This window comes from Sphingomonas sp. BL-S-28 (assembly GCF_055521515.1).
Genome location: NZ_CM145484.1, coordinates 1814942 through 1830134, shown reverse-complemented (window position 1 = coordinate 1830134; position 15193 = coordinate 1814942). Strand labels below are relative to the sequence as shown.

Here is a 15193-nt window from a genome sequence, read left to right as displayed (position 1 = left end):
CGTACTTGAGAAGGAGCGCGCCTCATTCCATACCGGGGCCATGAAGGCAAATCCGCGCCGGCTCGCAGCCGACCCGTCGTTCCCCCGCAAACTTGTCGCAAGCGCCCCGCTGACCGTGCTGGCGCTGCTTGCCGCCTGCGTGCCCGCGCCGCAGGCGCCGCCACCCACGCCGCGCCCTGTGCCGACTCAGGCGCCGCCCCCTCCGCCTCCGCCGCCCGTTAGCTGGCAGGATGCGCCGCAGACGCCCGGCGACTGGCGCATGACCGCCCCGGGCGCCGCCAGCTTTGCGGACGGCCTCGTCACGCTTACCTGCAATCGGCAGGCCTCCACCGTCACCCTGACCCGCGCCGGTACCGCAAGCACCCCCAGGCTGGTCGTGCGCACTTCCGAAACCGCGCGCACGCTGGCCGCAACGGCAGGCACGACCGGGCTATCCGTCGCCCTGCCCGCACGCGACACCCTGCTCGATTCGATAGCGTTCAGCAAAGGCCGTTTCGCCATCGAGGCGCCGGGCGCGGCCACGCTTTACGTGCCCAGTTGGACCGAAGTCTCTCGCGTGGTCGAGGACTGCCGATAAGCCGCCGCCAAAGTGCACTTGTGAACGGGAATCACCGGACGCCCGAAAAGGCGTTTCGGCACCCGTTCAGCGGTCGATTTCTGCAGCAAAAAAGGCGCTTTCAGGCCGCACTCGGCTGCCCCGGCAATCGAGCTTCAATACGGCTCAAAGGCTGGGGATAACTCGCCCGAAGCATCAATAATGACCGCAAAAAAAACGAATACAAGACTTGTTGTGCGCTGCGGAATCGGAGACACATTTGAACAGGGCAGAGGGACCCTGGGAAACGCGCCCGGAAGCACCCCGAAGCCCAGCCGCTTTAACCAGCGGCGCCCTATGGCTCAAACAGCGCGAAAGGAGGTGATCCGATGTCTCATGGTTCAGCAGAGAGGTCGGCTTTTTCCGTCGCGAGGCATTATCGCTGAATTGAATTCGCGATAAAGGCTTTCGCTGGCGGCACTCCCGGCCGCTGACCATGCGAAGGGCCGCACCGGGCAACCGGGGCGGCCCTTCTCATTTTGGGCTTTCCTCTAGTCTTCCAGCAGCGCGCCTCCACAGGCACCGGCCCGCCATTGCGCAAGCGCGAAGGCGAATTTCGCACTGGCCCTTACCGCAAAGCGGGGGCAAGAGCATGCTGCCGCAGCCTGGGCCAAAGTTGCCGGTTCATCCGGCTTTGTCGCCGTGCTAAAGCTATAAGACAGAGTATCAAAATTACTTTTTGATTGCGCCGCGCGTAATTTTCGTTCAGAGGCGCCAGCAATCTCAGTTTAGAGGATTTCGTTCGATGGCGACGCTCGCCGATGCCGGCCTGACTTTCAGCACTCTGCCCCACCCCGCGCCGACCAGCGCCGAAACGCGCGAGACCATTCTCGCCAATCCCGGCTTCGGCACCAATTTCTCCGACCACATGGTCGTGGTCGAATGGACCGAAGGGAAGGGTTGGCACGATGCCGTGGTAGGCCCGCGTCAGCCGATCGCGCTCGATCCGGCAGCCGCCGTGCTGCACTATGCGCAGGAAATCTTCGAAGGCCTGAAGGCCTACAAGCAGGCCGACGGCTCGATCGCGCTGTTCCGCCCCGAAGCCAATGCCGCGCGCTTCAACAAGTCGGCCGAACGCCTTGCCATGCCCGAACTGCCCGAAGCGCTGTTCATCGAGGCGATCGAGCGCCTGGTGCAGGCCGACCGTGACTGGATCCCGGCCGCCGAGGGCGCCTCGCTCTACCTGCGCCCGTTCATGATCGCCACCGAGGCGTTTCTGGGCGTGCGCCCGGCCAAGCAGTACAAGTTCATCGTCATCGCCAGCCCGGCGGGCAACTACTTCAAGTCAGGCGCACCGGCCGTCTCGATCTGGGTTTCGGACTATACCCGCGCCGCCCCCGGCGGCACCGGTGCGGCCAAGTGCGGCGGCAACTATGCCGCCAGCCTCGTCCCGCAGGCCGAAGCGATCTCACGCGGGCACGATCAGGTCGTCTTCCTCGACGCTGCAGAGCACAAGTGGATCGAGGAACTGGGCGGCATGAACCTCTACTTCGTGTTCGAGGACGGCACCCTGCTGACCCCTGCCCTTACCGGCACGATCCTGCCCGGCATCACCCGCGACAGCCTGCTGCAGCTGGCGCGTGAGGAAGGCCTGAAGGTGGTGGAAGGCAAGTACAGCCTGGATCAGTGGCGCGCCGATGCCACTTCGGGCAAGCTGATCGAGACGTTCGCCTGCGGCACTGCCGCCGTCGTCACCCCGGTCGGTAAGGTTTCGGGCCGCGATGGTGAATTCACCATCGGTTCGGGCGGCCCCGGCCAGCTCACCGCCAAGCTGAAGAACCGTCTGGTTTCGATCCAGCGCGGCGAAGCGGCGGACACGCACAACTGGATCCACAAGATCGCCTGAGGCCCACGGCCCAAGGCAAACGAAAAGGCCCAGCGTGCAACCTGCACGCTGGGCCTTTTCATTGCCGCACGATTCGATTTTGCCTTAGCGTTCGGCCAATCCGCACTGGCGCAACATCGCCATGTGGGTGTGGGTCAGCCGGTCCACCGTCTCGTCGATGGAAAGGTCGGGCCGCACGCTGTTGCGATAGACGCGCGGCGCCACCATCGACCATGTCAGCATAAACGTCGCAAAGACCTCCGGCTCCATTCCCGCAGCGCGCGGCTCGTCCGAGAAGCGAATACCCAGATCCTCGGTCAACCGGGCGAAGGTAACGTAACGGTCGTGGATTCGGCCCGGCGCCAGGAACTCTTCGGTCCACAAGGCGACCACTTCCGGGTTTTCCAGCACATAGCGGATCACCATGCGCGTGCGGTTTTCCGGCGGATCGGTAGGCGTCAGTACGGCGCTGAGCTGCCTTTTCGACCAATCACGGATGGCATCGATCAAGGCATCGCGATCGGTGAAGTGGTAATAGACGGTCGTGCGATTGACCCCCGCCTCGCGCGCAACTTCCGAAAGCGAAAGCGCCTCCATCCCCTTCATCGAAACCAGTTTGACGGCGGTCTCGATCAGCACCAGGTGGGTTTCTTCAAACCCCTTGTTACGGCGACGCGACTGACGGCTGGTTTCCCCCGCATCTTCGGCGGGTTGTTTTTCAATCGATTGAATCATGCATGCCCTGCTTGGCCACCCCCGCCACTGCAGTCAATGATTTAAGAGGGGTTAGGTTCCTCATACTTTCGGCCCATAAGATTGATTTATTTCCTTTATTTAATACGCTTCAGGTGTCTTTCCCAAGCACTCCAAAGGGTTGTCGGACGGGGTAGGCGCACCTACCTCTCCGCCAACGACACTGACGGAGTGCCCGCATGCTCAAGAGTACCTACAACCCGCCGAAAGTCTGGACCTGGGACAAGGACAACGGGGGTGAATGGGCCAAGACCAACCGCCCGGTTTCCGGCGCGACGCATCAGCAGGAACTGCCGCGCGGCACCCATCCCTTCCAGCTTTACTCGCTGGGTACGCCAAACGGCCAGAAGGTCACCATCATGCTGGAAGAACTTCTGGCGGCCGGAGTGGCGGGCGCAGAGTACGACGCATGGTTGATCGACATCGGCAACGGCGACCAGTTCGGTTCGGATTTCGTATCGATCAATCCCAACTCGAAAATCCCTGCTCTGCTGGATCTGTCCGGCGATGAGCCGGTTCGCGTGTTCGAGTCGGGCTCGATTCTGTTCCATCTGGCCGAAAAGTTCGGAATGTTCCTGCCCACCACGCAGCCGGGCCGGGCGGAGTGCATGTCCTGGCTGATGTGGCAGATGGGGACGGCGCCGATGATCGGCGGCGGGTTCGGCCACTTCTATGCCTACGCGCCGGAAAAATTCGAATACCCGATCAACCGCTATGCGATGGAAACCAAGCGCATTCTGGACGTTGCCGACAAGCGGCTGGCCCAGACCCGCTATCTGGCGGGTGACGAATACACCATCGCGGACATCGCCGCCTACGGCTGGTTCGGCGCCTTCCTGCGCGGCGATGCCTATGGCGACGCGGCCACGTTCCTGGATGTGCCCAGCTATACCAACCTCGTCCGCTGGGGTGAGGAACTGGCCGCGCGCAAGGGCATTCAGCGCGGCCGTATCGTCAATCGCAATGGCGACGGCTTCGTGCGCGAGCGCCACTCGGCGGCCGATATCGACGTCGTGCTGGCGGGATAACCGCACGGAAGATGCGGCGGCAGGCTAGCCGCCGCATCGGGCCGCGGGACGTAGTGGAGCCATTCTCCATACGTTCCCGCGCGTCGCCGGCCTCCATGGGCCGAACGTCGATCCCTAGGCGCTGGAAACGGGAACGCTTCCCACGGCGGCATCGACCATGACCTGCCATGCATCGTGCGCGTCACTGGTTCCGGCGGAATGCCCCTCCTCCAGCAGCAGCTTGTGCCCGGCGGCGCACATGCCCGGAGTCGGAACGCGAAGAGCCTTGATCACGGCGATTACGGTGCTCTTCAATTCCTCCTGCGTCCTTGCGTCCAGATGATCCCAATCGTCGCTTCCGTTTCTGGACTTCGCCAGTACCCGTGCGGCCCGTTCGATCAGCGGCATCATGCTCTCCTTCGCAGGTTGTCGGGGCAGGCTATCACCTTGTTGGGCGTCGCGCACCCGAAACGGCACTAGATCGCAGGGCCCAGCGACTGCAGGCGCCATGCGCGGTTGAACGACAGTAGCGTATGGGAAAGCGGGGCAAGATCGATGGCAAGCGCGGCCGAAAACGGCATGCCGAGCGCATGGGCCAGCGCAGCCCGCACCATCATGGGATGGGTAACGGCACAGACCGGCGCGTCCTGTCTGGCAACCTCGTCCATCCATTCTCCTATCCGCCGGGACGCCGCCGCCATCGATTCTCCGCCCGGTGCGCCGCGGGACGGATCGGCAAGCCATGCCCCCAGTTCGGCGGGCGCGATTTCGGCAAAAGGCAGACCCATCCATGCCCCATGATCGATATCTGCCAGCGCCGGATCCGGCGTCGAGGCCAGACCCATTGCCGCGGCAGTCTCCGCAGCGGCCAGTGCCGGGCTGCGATGCACACGGGCATGGAAACGGGAAGCGGGCACCGCCACCGCCGCGTCACGCCGACCGGCATCGTCCAACGGCTCTGCCGGATCGGGGAAACCGCCCAAGCGACTGGACGACGTAGAGGCGATACAGAGGAGCAGAAGCGTAGTTGCCAAGGGAGGAAGCCCTGAAATCGTTGACGGAAAGAGGCGCAGCGCCCAAAGGGACTTGTGTTCAGGAACGAAGAAGCCGGTGCAATCCCGGCGCGGTCGCGCCACTGTAATCGTGCGGTAACCACCCCGTCGAGAGCCAGACCTTCTTTCCCGGCAACAGGTTTTCCAAGGGACGCGCAATCCCGAAAAGGAGCATGACAATGGCAGCCAGTGCCGCAGTTTTCGACGATACCTTCATCCCCGTGCAAGGCGGCAACGCCATTCCGCTTGAGGATATCGCTCCCTGGGCCGTGCTGGGCACGCTGCTGGCGCTGATCTTCCTCTATTTCGTCAGCACCGAACAAGGTGCCTTCGCGCTGTTTCAGGGCATGTACGTGCACGAATTCGTGCATGATGGACGCCATCTCCTCGGCTTCCCCTGCCACTAAGGCGCCCGACATGACCAGAGACCTGCTCTGGCGCGGAATGCTTGCCGGCATTCTGGGCGCGCTTTTGGCCACGCTTTTCGCACGTGGCTTTGCCGAGCCGCAGATCGACCTCGCCATCGGCTATGAGGAAAGCCATGCGATGCATCACCCCGGCATGCCGGAGGAAGAGGAACTCGTCAGCCGCGCCACCCAGAAAGGCGCGGGCCTTCTCACCGCACTGGCACTCTACGGCGCGGCGGTAGGCGGCGTATTCTCGCTGGTTTTCGCCTATGGCTATGGCCGTATGGGCCACCTGGGCCCGCGCAGTTTTGCGCTGGTGCTGGCGGCGCTGACTTTCCTGCTGGTCGTAATCGTGCCGGCAATGAAATATCCGCAAACTCCGCCTGCGGTGGGCAAACATGAGACAGTGGCGCTGCGCACGGCCGCCTACTTCGGCATGATCGCCCTTTCGCTGGGCGCCGCCGTGGTCGCAGCGCGGGTGCGCAGGGCGATGGCGCGCCCGGGTCGCGGCTTCGATGCCACCCTTCTTGCTGTCGTGGTCTATCTGGGCGCGGTTGCCCTCGGACAGTTTCTGCTGCCGACGATCAACGAAGTGCCCGCCGATTTCCCCGCCGTCCTCCTCTGGAAGTTCCGAGTGGCATCGATGGGAACGCAACTGGTTCTTTGGGCCACCATCGGACTAGCCTTCGGGCTTTGGGCGGAACGCGTGCTGAAGCGACAGAGCCCAATCTGAATAAGCTTCCGGCGCCCGCTTACCGGGCGCCTTGCTGCCCCGCCATTCCCTGATCCCAACGAAATCACCCCGCCCGCGCGTGCGCAGGCGGTGTGATTTTCGTCGTTCCAATAGGCCCCACACGGCGTTCGCAAGGCGCCACCGCCGGGATTTGCGTTGACATTGGATCCAAAATATCACTTATTGGATCCAATAATTGATCACAGGAGTGGATCCATGGATAGCGCAACCCCGGCTTCGACTGCCGCGATCTGGCCCAAAAACGCATGGTACGTCGCCTGCACGCCGGACGAGATCACGGATGGACCGCTAGGCCGAACCATCTGCGGCGAACGCATGGTGTTCTTTCGTGGCCCGGACGGCCAGCCGACCGCGCTGGAGGACTTCTGCCCCCATCGTGGCGCACCGCTGTCGCTGGGCTTCGTGCGCGAAGGCCGGCTGGTCTGCGGCTATCACGGGCTGGTGATGGATTGTCTGGGCAAGGCGGCGGAAATGCCTGGGCAGAAAGTCGGCGGCTTTCCCGCCGGACGCCGCTTCGCAACGATCGAACGCCATGGCTTCATCTGGGTTTGGCCCGGCGATCCGGATGAGGCCGATGCAACCCGCCTCCACCCGCTGGAATGGGCGGATAGCGCGGAATGGGCATATGGCGGCGGCTATTACCACATCGCCTGCGACTATCGGCTGATGATCGACAACCTGATGGACCTGACGCACGAAACCTACGTCCATTCGAGCAGCATCGGCCAGAAGGAAATCGACGAGGCCCCCGTCCGCACCCGCGCGGATGCGAACGAGGTCGTCACCAGCCGCTTCATGGATGCGATCAAGGCCCCGCCGTTCTGGCGCATGGCGCTGCGCGGCGCCGGCCTGGACGAAGACGCCACGGTCGACCGCTGGCAGCTCTGCCGCTTCACGCTGCCCAGCCACGTGATGATCGAGGTGGGCGTCGCGTTGGAGGGACAGGGCGGCTACGACGCGCCGGAAGCCGTCAAGGCATCCAGCATCGTCGTCGATTTCATCACGCCGGAAACCGAAACCAGCCACCACTACTTCTGGGGCATGGCGCGCCGCTTCGCGGTGGACGATGGGGAACTGACGGACACGATCCGCGAAGGCCAGCGCAAGATTTTCGGAGAAGATCTGGAGATGCTGGAACGGCAGCAGGCCAACCTGCTGCGCTGGCCCGAACGGCGGCTGCTGAAGCTGAACATTGATGCCGGCGGCGCGCGATCGCGCCTGATGATCGATCGTGCCATTGCTGCCGAGTGCGCGGAGCAGGTTTGACAGGCCGCACCCGCGCGCCGAAAGCAAACCATGGACGTTGAAGGGGATTCCCAACCGCAGGGCGGACGCCGGCTGAAGCCGGGCCAGCACGTGATCATCTCGCTGCGGCGGATGATCGCGGAAGGTGCATTCCGCCCCGGCGAGCGGATTGCGGAGATCGCCACGGCCGATGCGCTGGGCGTTTCGCGCATGCCCGTGCGCACCGCCCTGCGTGCATTGGAAGCAGAGGGCCTGGTCGAAAAGCTGGGCGCGCGGGGCTATACCGCGCGGGCAATCACCTCTGCAGACATCAACGGCGCCATCGAAGTGCGCGGCGTTCTGGAAGGCCTGGCCGCACGGCGGCTAGCCCTGCGCGGAATGACCGCGGCGGAGGAAATGCGGTTCGCCGATTGCCTTGCCGAAGGGGAAGCCATCTTCGCGAAAGGCACGCTGGCGCAGGGCGACGTGGACCGGTTCCACGACTACAATCTGGCGTTTCACACCCTTCTCGTGGATGCCAGCGGCAACCCCTCGATCGGGCAGGCACTGGCGCGCAACGACCACTTGCCCTTCGCCTCCGCCGTTGCGCTGACGCTGGAGAACGAACCCGCGGACGAGTTCGCCCACCTTTGCGCCGCGCATCGCGAACATGTGGCCGTGATCGCGGCGATCCGGCGCATGGACGCGGACACGGCCGAGCGCGCGATGCGCGATCATGCGCGCGCCGCTCTGGGCAGCGAACGTCTGTTCCGGCGGTTCCACGGCGAAAGCACCGCCGACGCCTGAGCGTGCTGGTTCGATTGCCTTAATTCGGGCATTCTCCACCGATGGTCGCGCCGATTCCCAAGCCTGCGGACGCCCTTCGCAACCTGCTGGTGCGGCAAGTCCGCGCGGTCTTCAACGACCGCTCGAAGGGCGAGGCGCCGGTCCTCCCTTCCGCCGACGCCCTGTTCCCGCCGGACAGCCCCATCCGCATGGTCCACGCCGATGTGGTGGCAATGATGGTGGGCGGGATGCGCGCGCTCCTGCTGCAGATGCTGCATCCCGTGGCGCTTCAGGGCGTGCTGGACCATTCGGATTTCCGGCACGACGTCGAAGGCCGCCTGCGCCGCACCGCAAGGTTCATTGCCACCACCACTTACGCCCACCGGGACGAGGCGCTGAAAGCCATCGCCACCGTCAACGCCATTCATACCCGAATCAGCGGAACGATGCCCGACGGCCGGCCCTATTCCGCAACCGATCCGCGCGTTCTGGCCTGGGTCCACGTTGCCGAGGCGACCAGCTTTCTGGAAGCCTATCTGGCCTATGCCGATCCCGACATGCCGGCGGCCGATCAGGATCGCTATTTCGAGCAGAGCGCCACGGTCGCCGAATTGCTTGGCTGTGCGCCGGTGCCGCGCAGCCGGGCCGAGGCGGTGGCGCTCATCGCCGACATGCGCGAGGAACTGGCCGGAAGCCCTGCCGCGCGCGAAGTCGCCGCATTCCTGCTGGAAGGAGAGCCGGGCCGACGTCCCGGCACGGTGCTGCAGACCCTGGGCACCGCAGCCGTCGATCTGCTGCCGCCCTTTGCGCGGACGATGCTGGGCATCGGCCGCCCCGGCCTTGTCGCCCTGCCCGTGCGCGCCGGCACCCGCGCCATGGCCGCCACGATACGCTGGGCCTTTGCCGGAAAGCGCTGACGCGCGATGATCAGCCCGGCAGGCAGGACGTCTGCCGCAATGCCTCACCCAGCGCGAGTGCCGCCGAAGTGGCAAGGTTCATCGAACGCACTTGCGGCCGCATCGGAATGCGCACCCGCTCCGCGCAGGCGTCGGACACGAAAGCCGGCACGCCCATGCTTTCCTTGCCGAACAGCAGGACGTCATCGGCCCTGTACTGGAAATCGTAGGCCGACCGGTCGGTCTTGGTGGTGAACAGCACCAGCCTTTGCGTTCCGATGGATGCTCTGAACGCATCGAAATCGGGGTGACGCACGATCGTGACGTGGTCGATATAGTCCATCGCGGTTCGGCGCACGCGGCGATCGTCCCATTCGAACCCCATCGGTTCGATCAGGTCTACGATGGCGCCCATGCAGGCGGCGAGGCGAAGGACGGCGCCGACGTTTCCAGCGATTTCCGGTTCGAAGAGAGCGATACGCATTCGCGCCAATTGGCGGCCCCAGACGAACCACGCAAGCCTGCCATGCCGCTTCGCCGCTTGCGCAGGGATCGCAGTTGCCGATCGCCGCAACGGAACAATCGTTACATTATCCTCGCCAATTCACCCGAAATCGCGTTCCGGAACGGTAGTGAAATGAGCACGATAAATGCTTTTTATCCATCATATCGGCGATCATTGCGGCGGCCCATTTGACGCCAGGTTTGTCACAAGAGATACATACATCCGTTCTAGACGCGCCACCACCCACCACTCAGCTTGAGGTTTCGATTGATGCGCAAGGCCGCCCCCGCTCTTATCGCCCTGACCATTGCCTTGGCTGCCACACCCGCCATCGCGGCGGAGCCTGCCACGCTGGTTCGGCTCGATGACCAGACCGTGGAACTTTCGCGGACGGATACCGGCCCGGCCGCCGTGTGGATCAGCGCCGATACCGTGCTGGACAAGGGCGACCAGCGCTTCGCCACCGCCAGTACGGACGCCAGGCTCAAGCTGCCGATCCCGGTCAGCGAACGCCGCTACGTCATCCTTCAGGGCAAGAACGGGAAGACCACCGTCGTCGCAGAGCGCGTGCTGCCGCTTCAGCAGGGCAGCAACTTCCGCGATATCGGCGGCTATGCCACCAAGGACGGCCATACCGTGAAGTGGGACAAGGCCTTCCGGTCCGGCGCGATGCCGCTGTTGACCGAGGCCGACTATGCCCTGCTGGGCCAGCTCCATCTCGGCGCGGTGGTCGATCTGCGCTCCATCGAGGAACGCGAAGTCGCGCCCGACCAGTTGGACGACCGCACCGGCGCGCTGTTCCTTGCCAACGACTATTCGCTGAAGCCGCTGTTCGCCAAGATGGCCAAGAGCGGCGGCAAGAACATGTACCAAGGCATGGAAGTGATGCTGGTTCCGCAGTTCCGCGCACTGTTCAACCGCCTTCTCGCGAACGAGGGTGCGGTGGTCTACCACTGTTCGGCCGGGCAGGATCGCACCGGCATCGCCACGGCCTTGATCTACGACGTGCTGGGCGTCGACCGCGAGACCATCATCAAGGACTATCACCGGTCCACCGAACTGCGCCGCCCGCAGTGGGAAATGCCCAAGGTCGACCCGGCCGACTTTCCGAACAACCCGATCCTGAAATACTACGCCGCCCGCGCCGACGGCCAGCCGCCCAAGGCCGAGCCGCTCTACACGCCCAGTGGTGCATCGAACCTCGCGCAGTTCCTCACTTATCTCGATCAGCAGTACGGCGGATCGGAAGGCTACCTGAAGCAGAAGGTGGGCCTGACCGACGCGGACTTCGCCAAGCTGCGCAAGATCATGCTGGACTGATCGCCCCGCCTGCACAGACATCGCAAAGACCGGCGGGCGGGCGCTTCCCTGCCCGCCGGCGCGCCGTGCCCTTCCGTATCAACGCAAGTTCTCGACCAGAAAGTCCACGAACACGCGCACGCGGCGCGGGACGTTCGCACCGCCCACGAACACCGCGTGGATGGGCTCGACATCGCCCGGGTTGTATTCCTCCAGCAATGGAACGAGCCCGCCGGCGGCCAGTTCGGATGCCACGCTGAACGCGCCGACGCGGGTGACGCCCACGCCATTGGCGGCAAGCTGGCCCAGCGTTTCGCCGTTGTTCGCCTCGATATTGCCCTTCACGCAAAGCGCGAAGTCCTGACCGTCACGGCGGAACGGCCATGTCGGTTCGGCGCGGCGAAAATTGAAGTTCAGGCAATTGTGCCCGTGCAGGTCCTCCGGCGCGCGCGGCGTGCCGTGGCGGGCGAGATAATCGGGCGAGGCGACGATCACCCTGCCCGTCTCCCCGATCTTCCGCGCGGTCAGCGCGCTATCCGCCAAGGGGCCGAAGCGAACCGCGACATCGGCCTGACCACCCGCCACGTCCACCAGCGCATCGGTCAGCGCGATGTCGACAAGGATATGCGGATAGCGCCGGGCGAACGCGCCCAGCAGCGGGACGACGCAGAGCCGGCCGTGTGAGAGTGCCGCACTCACCCGCAACCGGCCGCGCGGTGCGCCCTGATCCGCGATCTCCTGTTCCGCGTCGTCCAGATCGGAGAGAATGCGCCGCGCCGCCTGCAGGTAGGCCTGCCCTTCCGCCGTCAGCGTCAGCGTGCGGGTGGAGCGCAGCAGCAGCCGGACGCCCAGCCGCGCCTCGATCCGGTCGATCGTGCGGCTGACGCCCGAAGGAGTCAGGTCCAACAGCCGCCCGGCCGCCGAAAAGCTGCCCGTATCGGCAACCGTCGCGAATATCTCCAGCGCCCGCGCCCGGTCTGCCCCCAGCGTCACTTTTGCATCCATGTCAAAAATCCTTCGCCACCAAGGGCGCTTCTGCCGCCGACATCCGTAATCCATTTATGCGCCTGAATATGAATTCGCGAATGGAAATTGGCGAACGCAAATCTGAAGGATCGTGCAATGGAATATCGGCAGCTTGGCGCATCCGGCCTGCGGGTACCCGCCCTCAGTTTCGGCACCGGCACTTTCGGTGGCAGAGGCCCGCTGTTCAGCGCCTGGGGGCAAAGCGACGCGCGCGACGCGCGGCGGCTGATCGACATCTGCCTTGAGGCCGGCGTCACCCTGTTCGACACGGCGGACGTCTATTCGAACGGCGCTTCGGAAGAAATCCTGGGCGATGCGATCAAGGGCCGGCGCGACGCGGTGCTGATCTCCACCAAGACCGGGTTGCCGATGGGCGATGGTCCGGCCGACTGGGGCGCATCCCGCGCGCGGCTGGTCCGCGCCGTGGAGGACGCTCTGCGCCGCCTTGCCACCGATCATATCGACCTGCTGCAGCTCCACGCCTTCGATGCCTCCACGCCGGTGGACGAACTGATGGAGGCGCTGGCTGGCCTGATCGACGCGGGCAAGCTGCGCTATGCCGGCGTGTCCAACTATCCCGGCTGGCAGCTGATGAAGGCACAGGCCCATGCCAGCCAGCACGGACTGCCGCGCTTCGTGGCGCATCAGGTCTACTATTCGCTGATCGGCCGCGCCTATGAGCAGGATCTGATGCCGCTGGGCGCGGACCAGGGCATCGGCGCGCTGGTCTGGAGCCCGCTCGGCTGGGGCCGTCTGACCGGCAAGATCGGCCGCGACCGGCCCATCCCGGACGGCAGCCGCCTGCACGAAACCGAACAGTTCGCGCCCCCGGTCGAACAGGAGCACCTCTACCGCGTGATCGACGCGATCGAGACGATCGCCGCCGAAACCGGCAAGACCGTGCCGCAGATCGCGATCAACTGGCTGTTGCAGCGCCCCACCGTCTCCTCCGTCATCATCGGCGCGCGTAACGAGGAGCAATTGCGCCAGAATCTGGGCGCGGTCGGCTGGTCGCTCTCGGCCGAACAGATCGCCGCGCTGGATGCGGCAAGCGACGTGCTGCCGCCCTACCCCCACACCCCCTACCGGCAGCAGGAGGGCTTTGCCCGCCTGAACCCGCCGCTGGTTTGAACGGACATCTTGCCATGAAGCTCAACCCCGGCCTGCTGGCCCTCGCGCTTGGCGCGTTCGGCATCGGCGTTACCGAATTCGCCCCGATGGGCCTGCTGCCCGTCATCGCCGAAGGCACCGGCGTCTCCATCCCCGTCGCCGGGCTGCTGATCAGCGCCTATGCACTGGGCGTGATGATCGGCGCTCCGTTGATGACGCTGACCACCGGCCGCGTGCCGCGCCGCACCTTGCTGGTGGCGCTGACCGGCATCTTCACGCTCGGCAACCTGATGGCGGCGATCTCCACCAGCTATTCGATGCTGCTGGTGGCGCGCATCGTCACCTCGCTCAACCACGGTGCTTTCTTCGGCGTCGGCTCGGTCGTCGCGGCCAGTCTGGTGCCGCCGCAGAAGCGCGCGGGCGCCGTCGCGGCGATGTTCATGGGGCTTACCATCGCCAATGTCGTCGGCGTGCCGCTGGCGACCTGGGCGGGCGAGCACATGGGCTGGCGCGCGGCCTTCTGGGGAACCGCCGGGCTTGGCGTTATCACGATGGCGGCGCTGTGGCTGACGCTTCCAAAGCTTCCCGCGCCGGCCGGTGGCGACGCGATTGCCGAACTGCGCGTGCTGACGCGCGGCCGCGTGCTGGGCGCGCTGGGCCTGACCGTCATCGGATCGAGCGCGATGTTCACCGTGTTCACCTATATCACGCCGATCCTGCGCGAAGTGACCCATGCCTCGCTGGGATATGTTACCGCGATGCTGGTCACCTATGGCCTCGGCCTTACCGTGGGCAACTGGCTGGGCGGGCGCTTTGCGGACCGGTCGGTAGACCGCACGCTGATCGCCGCGCTGGGGTCGCTCGCCGTGATCCTTGTCGCCTTCGCGCTGCTGATGCCGCTGGCCGCGCCGGCGGCGATCCTGATCTTCCTGTGGGGCGTGGCGAGTTTCGCGCTGGTGCCGCCGCTTCAGGTTCGGGTGATGACCGCCGCCGCCGATGCCCCCAACCTCGCCTCGTCCGTGAACATCGGTGCCTTCAATCTCGGCAACGCCATCGGCGCGGCACTGGGCGGCGGCGTGATCGCAGCCGGCCTTGGCTATCCGACAGTGGCGCTGGCGGGCGCGGCAACCTCCACGATCGGGCTGGTCATCGTCCTCCTCGTCGCGCGCGGCGGCGCGACGGCGCGCGTCGCCCCGGCCTAAGGCCCTCTACCTCCAGCGATGTTTCTTGCCCCGCTTTCGGATTGCAGCCGGCAGCGGGGCAAGGCAGCATGGCGGGCGGAGCAGAGGAGACCGGAATGGCGCGCGTAAGAGTCGCAGGATTTTCGATATCGCTGGACGGTTTCGGCGCAGGCCCGGAACAGAGCCTGCAGGATCCGCTGGGCAAGCGCGGGACCGAATTGCACGGCTGGATCTACGGAACCCGGACCTTCAAGGCCATGATCGGTGAAAGCGGCGGGTCCGACGGCGTGGACGAAAGCTTTGCCCGCCGTTCGATGGAAGGCTTCGGCGCCTTCATCCTGGGCCGCAACATGTTCGGCCCGTCACGCGGCGAATGGCCGGACGATGGCTGGAAAGGCTGGTGGGGAGACAATCCCCCCTATCACGCGCCGACCTTCATCCTGACGCACCACCCCCGTGACCCGATCGTGATGGAAGGCGGCACCACGTTCCACTTCGTCACCGACGGCATCCATGCCGCGCTGGAGCGTGCCCGCGAAGCCGCCGGCACGCTGGACGTAAAGATCGGCGGCGGCGTCTCGACCGTTCGCCAGTATCTGCAGGCCGGCCTGATCGACGACCTGCACCTTGCGCTCTCGCCCGTCCTCCTGGGACAGGGCGAGGCGCTATTCGAAGGGCTGGACCTTCCCGCGCTGGGCTACCGCGTGACGCAATCCACCGCCACCGACCTCGCGACCCATATCGTGCTCGGCCGCGAGGACAGGGCGTAGCGA

Annotated in this window: 17 protein-coding genes; 12 read left to right on the top strand and 5 right to left on the bottom strand. The window is 65.2% G+C overall.

What is annotated here, in order from left to right; translation table 11 throughout:
• The first annotated feature begins 40 nt into the window (after positions 1-40).
• Both ACZ1JC_RS17400 and ACZ1JC_RS17395 read left to right on the top strand, forming a co-directional pair.
• Positions 41-577: a hypothetical protein gene (locus tag ACZ1JC_RS17400; RefSeq protein ID WP_465135681.1), complete on the top strand. Its 537-nt coding sequence runs from the start codon at positions 41-43 to the stop codon at positions 575-577.
• 763 nt (positions 578-1340) lie between these two features.
• Entirely contained in the window at positions 1341-2441 is a 1101-nt protein-coding gene (locus tag ACZ1JC_RS17395; protein ID WP_465135682.1) for a branched-chain amino acid aminotransferase, read from the top strand.
• 84 nt (positions 2442-2525) lie between these two features.
• Here ACZ1JC_RS17395 and ACZ1JC_RS17390 read toward each other — a convergent pair whose 3' ends face one another.
• Complete coding sequence (locus ACZ1JC_RS17390) at positions 2526-3155, bottom strand: TetR/AcrR family transcriptional regulator (protein ID WP_465135683.1); 630 nt, start codon at positions 3153-3155, stop codon at positions 2526-2528.
• A gap of 197 nt (positions 3156-3352) precedes the next feature.
• On the opposite strand from ACZ1JC_RS17390, the gene yghU reads away from it, so the two are divergent.
• Positions 3353-4201: a glutathione-dependent disulfide-bond oxidoreductase gene (gene yghU, locus ACZ1JC_RS17385; RefSeq protein ID WP_465135684.1), complete on the top strand. Its 849-nt coding sequence runs from the start codon at positions 3353-3355 to the stop codon at positions 4199-4201.
• Between the two features lie 114 nt (positions 4202-4315).
• On the opposite strand, the gene ACZ1JC_RS17380 is transcribed toward yghU, so the two are convergent.
• Positions 4316-4591 (bottom strand): hypothetical protein, encoded by a 276-nt coding sequence (locus ACZ1JC_RS17380; RefSeq protein WP_465135685.1) that lies wholly within the window; start codon positions 4589-4591, stop codon positions 4316-4318.
• A 65-nt stretch (positions 4592-4656) separates the two neighbouring features.
• Positions 4657-5214 (bottom strand): histidine phosphatase family protein, encoded by a 558-nt coding sequence (locus tag ACZ1JC_RS17375; RefSeq protein WP_465135686.1) that lies wholly within the window; start codon positions 5212-5214, stop codon positions 4657-4659.
• A gap of 197 nt (positions 5215-5411) precedes the next feature.
• Here ACZ1JC_RS17375 and ACZ1JC_RS17370 point away from each other — a divergent pair, with 197 nt between their 5' ends.
• From ACZ1JC_RS17370 to ACZ1JC_RS17350, 5 genes are all read left to right on the top strand, one after another.
• Positions 5412-5639, top strand: coding sequence for a CbtB domain-containing protein (locus ACZ1JC_RS17370; protein WP_465135687.1), 228 nt, complete (start codon positions 5412-5414; stop codon positions 5637-5639).
• A gap of 10 nt (positions 5640-5649) precedes the next feature.
• Positions 5650-6372, top strand: a complete 723-nt coding sequence (locus ACZ1JC_RS17365) for a CbtA family protein (protein WP_465135688.1) — start codon at positions 5650-5652, stop codon at positions 6370-6372.
• A gap of 216 nt (positions 6373-6588) precedes the next feature.
• Positions 6589-7659, top strand: a complete 1071-nt coding sequence (locus tag ACZ1JC_RS17360; RefSeq protein ID WP_465135689.1) for a Rieske 2Fe-2S domain-containing protein — start codon at positions 6589-6591, stop codon at positions 7657-7659.
• 30 nt (positions 7660-7689) lie between these two features.
• Positions 7690-8424 (top strand): GntR family transcriptional regulator, encoded by a 735-nt coding sequence (locus tag ACZ1JC_RS17355; RefSeq protein WP_465135690.1) that lies wholly within the window; start codon positions 7690-7692, stop codon positions 8422-8424.
• A gap of 41 nt (positions 8425-8465) precedes the next feature.
• Positions 8466-9320, top strand: a complete 855-nt coding sequence (locus tag ACZ1JC_RS17350) for an oxygenase MpaB family protein (RefSeq protein WP_465135691.1) — start codon at positions 8466-8468, stop codon at positions 9318-9320.
• 10 nt (positions 9321-9330) lie between these two features.
• Here ACZ1JC_RS17350 and ACZ1JC_RS17345 read toward each other — a convergent pair whose 3' ends face one another.
• Entirely contained in the window at positions 9331-9783 is a 453-nt protein-coding gene (locus ACZ1JC_RS17345) for a tRNA (cytidine(34)-2'-O)-methyltransferase (RefSeq protein WP_465135692.1), read from the bottom strand.
• A gap of 291 nt (positions 9784-10074) precedes the next feature.
• Here ACZ1JC_RS17345 and ACZ1JC_RS17340 point away from each other — a divergent pair, with 291 nt between their 5' ends.
• Entirely contained in the window at positions 10075-11124 is a 1050-nt protein-coding gene (locus tag ACZ1JC_RS17340) for a tyrosine-protein phosphatase (RefSeq protein ID WP_465135693.1), read from the top strand.
• Between the two features lie 78 nt (positions 11125-11202).
• Here the strand turns inward: ACZ1JC_RS17340 and ACZ1JC_RS17335 are convergent, their stop codons facing one another.
• Positions 11203-12108 (bottom strand): LysR substrate-binding domain-containing protein, encoded by a 906-nt coding sequence (locus ACZ1JC_RS17335; protein WP_465135694.1) that lies wholly within the window; start codon positions 12106-12108, stop codon positions 11203-11205.
• 117 nt (positions 12109-12225) lie between these two features.
• Here ACZ1JC_RS17335 and ACZ1JC_RS17330 point away from each other — a divergent pair, with 117 nt between their 5' ends.
• From ACZ1JC_RS17330 to ACZ1JC_RS17320, 3 genes are all read left to right on the top strand, one after another.
• The gene (locus ACZ1JC_RS17330; RefSeq protein ID WP_465135695.1) at positions 12226-13260 is read left to right on the top strand and encodes an aldo/keto reductase; all 1035 of its coding nucleotides are present in this window, start codon (positions 12226-12228) and stop codon (positions 13258-13260) included.
• Between the two features lie 14 nt (positions 13261-13274).
• Positions 13275-14441 (top strand): MFS transporter, encoded by a 1167-nt coding sequence (locus ACZ1JC_RS17325; RefSeq protein WP_465135696.1) that lies wholly within the window; start codon positions 13275-13277, stop codon positions 14439-14441.
• Positions 14442-14536: 95 nt separating this feature from the next.
• Positions 14537-15190, top strand: coding sequence for a dihydrofolate reductase family protein (locus tag ACZ1JC_RS17320; RefSeq protein WP_465135697.1), 654 nt, complete (start codon positions 14537-14539; stop codon positions 15188-15190).
• Positions 15191-15193: the final 3 nt, after the last annotated feature.

What these genes read in the sequence shown, in the direction of transcription:
- ACZ1JC_RS17320 (WP_465135697.1), top strand. Translation starts at nt 14,537, where the DNA reads ATGGCGCGCGTAAGAGTCGCAGGATTTTCGATATCGCTGGACGGTTTC.
- ACZ1JC_RS17390 (WP_465135683.1), bottom strand. Translation starts at nt 3,155, where the DNA reads ATGATTCAATCGATTGAAAAACAACCCGCCGAAGATGCGGGGGAAACC.
- ACZ1JC_RS17380 (WP_465135685.1), bottom strand. Translation starts at nt 4,591, where the DNA reads ATGATGCCGCTGATCGAACGGGCCGCACGGGTACTGGCGAAGTCCAGA.
- ACZ1JC_RS17355 (WP_465135690.1), top strand. Translation starts at nt 7,690, where the DNA reads ATGGACGTTGAAGGGGATTCCCAACCGCAGGGCGGACGCCGGCTGAAG.
- yghU (WP_465135684.1), top strand. Translation starts at nt 3,353, where the DNA reads ATGCTCAAGAGTACCTACAACCCGCCGAAAGTCTGGACCTGGGACAAG.
- ACZ1JC_RS17330 (WP_465135695.1), top strand. Translation starts at nt 12,226, where the DNA reads ATGGAATATCGGCAGCTTGGCGCATCCGGCCTGCGGGTACCCGCCCTC.
- ACZ1JC_RS17395 (WP_465135682.1), top strand. Translation starts at nt 1,341, where the DNA reads ATGGCGACGCTCGCCGATGCCGGCCTGACTTTCAGCACTCTGCCCCAC.
- ACZ1JC_RS17360 (WP_465135689.1), top strand. Translation starts at nt 6,589, where the DNA reads ATGGATAGCGCAACCCCGGCTTCGACTGCCGCGATCTGGCCCAAAAAC.
- ACZ1JC_RS17335 (WP_465135694.1), bottom strand. Translation starts at nt 12,108, where the DNA reads ATGGATGCAAAAGTGACGCTGGGGGCAGACCGGGCGCGGGCGCTGGAG.
- ACZ1JC_RS17365 (WP_465135688.1), top strand. Translation starts at nt 5,650, where the DNA reads ATGACCAGAGACCTGCTCTGGCGCGGAATGCTTGCCGGCATTCTGGGC.
- ACZ1JC_RS17345 (WP_465135692.1), bottom strand. Translation starts at nt 9,783, where the DNA reads ATGCGTATCGCTCTCTTCGAACCGGAAATCGCTGGAAACGTCGGCGCC.
- ACZ1JC_RS17340 (WP_465135693.1), top strand. Translation starts at nt 10,075, where the DNA reads ATGCGCAAGGCCGCCCCCGCTCTTATCGCCCTGACCATTGCCTTGGCT.
- ACZ1JC_RS17370 (WP_465135687.1), top strand. Translation starts at nt 5,412, where the DNA reads ATGGCAGCCAGTGCCGCAGTTTTCGACGATACCTTCATCCCCGTGCAA.
- ACZ1JC_RS17350 (WP_465135691.1), top strand. Translation starts at nt 8,466, where the DNA reads ATGGTCGCGCCGATTCCCAAGCCTGCGGACGCCCTTCGCAACCTGCTG.
- ACZ1JC_RS17400 (WP_465135681.1), top strand. Translation starts at nt 41, where the DNA reads ATGAAGGCAAATCCGCGCCGGCTCGCAGCCGACCCGTCGTTCCCCCGC.
- ACZ1JC_RS17325 (WP_465135696.1), top strand. Translation starts at nt 13,275, where the DNA reads ATGAAGCTCAACCCCGGCCTGCTGGCCCTCGCGCTTGGCGCGTTCGGC.